At 64.2% G+C, this 4,061-nt stretch carries 4 protein-coding genes; all 4 read right to left on the bottom strand.

The window, feature by feature from the left end; all coding sequences use genetic code 11:
* Nucleotides 1-86: 86 nt before the first annotated feature.
* The gene (gene ybgF / locus ACTS2Z_RS10930; protein WP_442573240.1) at nt 87-956 is read right to left on the bottom strand and encodes a tol-pal system protein YbgF; all 870 of its coding nucleotides are present in this window, start codon (nt 954-956) and stop codon (nt 87-89) included.
* A 224-nt stretch (nt 957-1,180) separates the two neighbouring features.
* Complete coding sequence (gene pal, locus ACTS2Z_RS10935) at nt 1,181-1,690, bottom strand: peptidoglycan-associated lipoprotein Pal (protein ID WP_442573241.1); 510 nt, start codon at nt 1,688-1,690, stop codon at nt 1,181-1,183.
* Between the two features lie 112 nt (nt 1,691-1,802).
* Nucleotides 1,803-3,158 carry a Tol-Pal system beta propeller repeat protein TolB gene (gene tolB / locus ACTS2Z_RS10940; protein ID WP_442573242.1) on the bottom strand — a complete coding sequence of 452 codons (1,356 nt, stop codon included), beginning with the start codon at nt 3,156-3,158 and terminating at the stop codon, nt 1,803-1,805.
* A gap of 37 nt (nt 3,159-3,195) precedes the next feature.
* A complete protein-coding gene (locus ACTS2Z_RS10945; RefSeq protein WP_442573243.1) occupies nt 3,196-4,032 on the bottom strand; it encodes a hypothetical protein in 837 nt (278 codons plus the stop codon).
* Nucleotides 4,033-4,061: the final 29 nt, after the last annotated feature.

A 4,061-nucleotide genomic window follows, 5' to 3' on the forward strand; every position in this document is an offset into this window, starting at 1 on the left:
ATCGCCGCCGCCCGACAGGGCAAGCACCAGCGGGCCGGACGGGCAGAGCCGTTCGGCGGCTCTCGCCCAGGCTTCGGGTTCAGAGTCTAGCGGCACCCGGCGCGGCTACGCTCACGCGCGGCGCGCTGGCGTGCTTCGGGGCTGGCGTTGGGAAATTCCTGGCCAAACGATCCAAGCACATTGCAGGCCGCTGCAGACTGGTCCATCGCTGCCAGCGAGGCGCCAAGACGCACGAGAGCATCGGGTCCACGCTCCCCGCGCCGGTCGGTGCGCAGCGAGGACATATAGGAATCTGCCGCGTCCTGATAATTGCCTTGCGCAAAATGGGTCTCGCCAAGCCAGTACCACGCCTGGCCAACCATCGGGTGGTCGCCATAGGTGTTCACAAAGCTGGCAAAGCGCTCCTGCGCGCCAGCAAAATCACCGTCCAGAAGGCGCGAGCGGGCGTTGGAGAAGGCGGCATCGGGGTCCATTTCCGGCATCGCAGGCGCACCGGCTTCACCACCGGCCAGAGCATCGCTGCCTGCCTCGGGCGTAGTCTCGGCAGGGCGCGACATGGCCGGCAGGTTTCCGCCCTGAAGGCTGAGCGGCTGGGTCGCAGCGGCGCGTGCCTCGGCATGCGGGTCTTCCGGGTCGGTAATGGCCAGATTGCCAGCCTCACCAGCCAGCACGCGCTGCATCGCATCGTTCAGCCGGTCGACTTCCTGGCGGAGGCGGCGGTTTTCGAAGGTGACACGCTCAAGCTCGCCGGTCAGGGCGCGCTGCTCGCGCTCGAGTGCCTCGACCCGCATGAGCAGGTTTTCGGCTACAGGATCACCTGCGAGCGATTGCTGTTCCATCTGGGCGAGGCGCTGCTCGATCGTGTCCATGCGCATGTTGAGCGCACGGCTGGACTGCGCGTGCGCCGTCCCGGCCAGAAGGCCAAACCCGATCAGAATTGAAACAATCCAGCGCATGGCATCACCTCGGAAGAGCTAGGTTCTTTGTCGGCCGGCAGCAGGCCGTACGATTTCCGCAGTCACACGATAGCGTGCGTGCGGCAAAGGGCGAAATTGCGGCAGCAGAGCAGGTGCCGAGCGCCCGTTTCAGTCGCCGGACATGCAAAAGCCCGCCTGCAGGATCTGGATGATCCCGCAGGCGGGCTTTCAAGCTCCGCAGTTACAACGGGAAGACCCGTTGACTAGGATACCGCACCAGACGTGATCACGGTGATGCCGTTCCGGTTCTGGGCCCAGCACGACTCGGTCGACTGGGTGCAGGACGGACGCTCTTTGCCGTAAGACACGGTGGAGATGCGCGATGCATCGACGCCCTGGCTGACCAGGAAGTCACGCACGGAGTTCGCACGGCGGGCACCGAGCGCAAGGTTGTATTCACGCGTGCCGCGCTCGTCGGCATTGCCGGCGATCAGGATGCGCGTGCCCGGATACTGGGCGAGCCAGGCAGCTTGACGGCGGAGCGTCTCGCGCGAGGCGTTGTCGAGGTCGAACCGGTCAAGGCCGAAGAAGACGCGGTCGCCGGCATTCTGTTCGAAGTCGGCGAGCGAGCCGGGAACCGGACCCGTTTCGCGGGTGTCGACTACCGTCTCGGTGCGCTCTTCCTGCACGACCGGCACTTCGTCCGGGCGGCTGGCGCAAGCGGTTGCGATAAGGCTGAACGCTGCAACGGCAGCGAACGGAGCAAGTTTCATCGGAGCTTAATCCCTCTAAGCGTCCGTGCGGAACGCCCGCACGGTTGGTGCCTCCATACACTACATTTGAAGGGGAATCGATATCCCTCTTTCAAATATTTATCCGCACTGCTCAGTCGAGAAGCGGAGACCAGGCTGCGTCTGAAGCAGCGCCCTGGGTCGGCAATCTACGCAGGTTGAAACCACCCAGATCCACGCTCCAGATCGAATAGCGCGTGCCCGTGGCAGAGTAATCACCGCGCGTGAAAAGGAGCATGCGGCCATTGGGCGACCAGGCGGGCGTGTCAACGAAATAACCGTCATAGAGGATGCGCTCCTCGCCCGATCCGTCTGCACGCATCACGCCGAGAGAAAACATGGAGCCGCGCTGCTTGATGAAGGCGATCAGATCTCCGCGCGGCGACCAGACGGGGCTGGTATAGCGCCCTTCCCCGAAGCTGATGCGGCGCTGTTCGGTACCGTCAGCATTCATCACGTAAAGTTGAGGCTGACCGGAGCGATTCGAGGCGAACACGATCTGGTTGCCGTCAGGCGCGTAAGACGGTTCGGTATCATCGGACGGATTATTGGTCAGCTGGCGCAGCGCGCGGGTACGCAGGTCAAAGCCATAAAGATCGTGACGGCCGCGGCGCTCCACCGACATGACAAGCTCGCGTCCATTCGGATGGAAGCGCGCCGAGAGCGACTGGCCGCCACCAGTGATGGCGGCATTGCTGCCGTCGAAGAGCGCTTCCTGCCGTCCGGTCTGGAGATCGTAGAGATAGCTCGTCGCCTGCAGGTCGCGGAACGAAACGTATGTGATCTGCTGGTTGGTCGGCGAGTAGTTGGGCAGCAAGGCCATGTAGGAGCGGTCGGTCAGGAAGGACGGGTTCGCGCCGTCCTGATCCATGATGACGAGGCGGCGGGTGGGAATGCCGTCAGGCCCCTCGCCTTCCGAAACGTAGACAATGCGGGTGTCGAAGAAGCCGCTTTCGCCGGTCAGGCGCTCATAGATGGCATCAGAGACCTTGTGAGCGAGGCGGCGCCAGTTTTCCGGAACGGAGGTGAACTGCATGCCGAGAAGCTGCTGTTCGGCGGCCGTATCCCAGAGGCGGAAGGCGACCAGCAGGCGGCCCTGCTCGTCCACGCTGACCCGGCCGACCAGCAGGGCAGACGCGTTGATGACACGCCAGTCGGCAAAGCGCGGGCGCAAATCGATATTGGTGATGTTCTCGATGAAGGCATCCTGATCGACCGGCGCGAACAGGCCCGAATTCATCAGATTATTGGTGACCACCCGGGCGATGTCGGCGCCGGTTTCGGAGCTGGCGGCATCCTCTCCGATGAAATCGGTCACGGCGATCGGGAACGGATCGACATTGCCCTCGGTCACAGTCACCACAAGCGGGCTTCCTGACTGGGCAAGCGCCGGTGCCGCGAGGGCGGTTATCATGCCGAAAAGGGCGGCAAGCCGGACCAGAAAACGCATGATGGTAGCTCCTGTCGTTCGCGCGGTTTGTATCACACTATCGATTTGACGGCTCGAAATTGACCGTAATGCGGCGCCATTGCTGATACTGGCCAGCGGGCATGGCGTAGGGCGCACATTCGATGACCGCACGCACGGCGCGTTCACCGGCAAGGCGCATGTAAGGGTTGGGCGATCCGAGCACCCGGTTGGCATCAACCAGGCGCGGCGGCGCGCTTAGCGAACCATCGCGTTCCAGCTGTACCTCGACCGAAACCCGCAAGGAGGCCGGATCGGGCGCATCGGACGGCTCCCGCCAGCAGCGCGAGGTCTGGCTGCGGAAGAGGTCCGACATGGTCGCCGTCATCGCCGTCCCGGCGCCCGCACCCTGGCGCGCTTCACCCTGATCGGCAGGCCGGTTCTGCGCGCTTTGCTGGCGCGACCGGTCGACAAGCGTGGAGAGCGCATCAAGGTCGAGGCCCTGCTGCTGTTGCGGCTGGGGCCGAGGCTGGGGACGCTCCGGCTCCGGTTCGGGTTCGGGTTGCGGTGGAACCGGATCGGGTTCGGGCTCAGGCTCCGGCTCGGGTTCCGGCTCGGGCTGATCGTCTTCGGTGGGCGGCAGCGGAATGGGTTCAGGTTCGGTGACCTGGGGTTCCGGTTCCGGCTCGGAAGCTACCGGCTGCGGCCGCTCGACGACTTCCGGTTCGGGCTCCGGCACGGGATCGGGCGCTGCGGCGCGGATATTGGTGGTGTCGGCCAGCGTCACCAGCTCGATCGGAACCAGAACGCTTTCAGTGGCCAGATGGTCGGTAGAACGGGGAAAATAGATGAATGCGCTCGCAAACAGCGAGAGGTGTAACGCCAGGGAGAGGATGAAGCTGGCGAACGCGCGCATGGGAGCGGGTCCCGTCCTTGCCTACTGGT

It is taken from the genome of Glycocaulis sp. (assembly GCF_052168375.1).
In the GTDB taxonomy this organism is placed as follows: domain Bacteria; phylum Pseudomonadota; class Alphaproteobacteria; order Caulobacterales; family Maricaulaceae; genus Glycocaulis.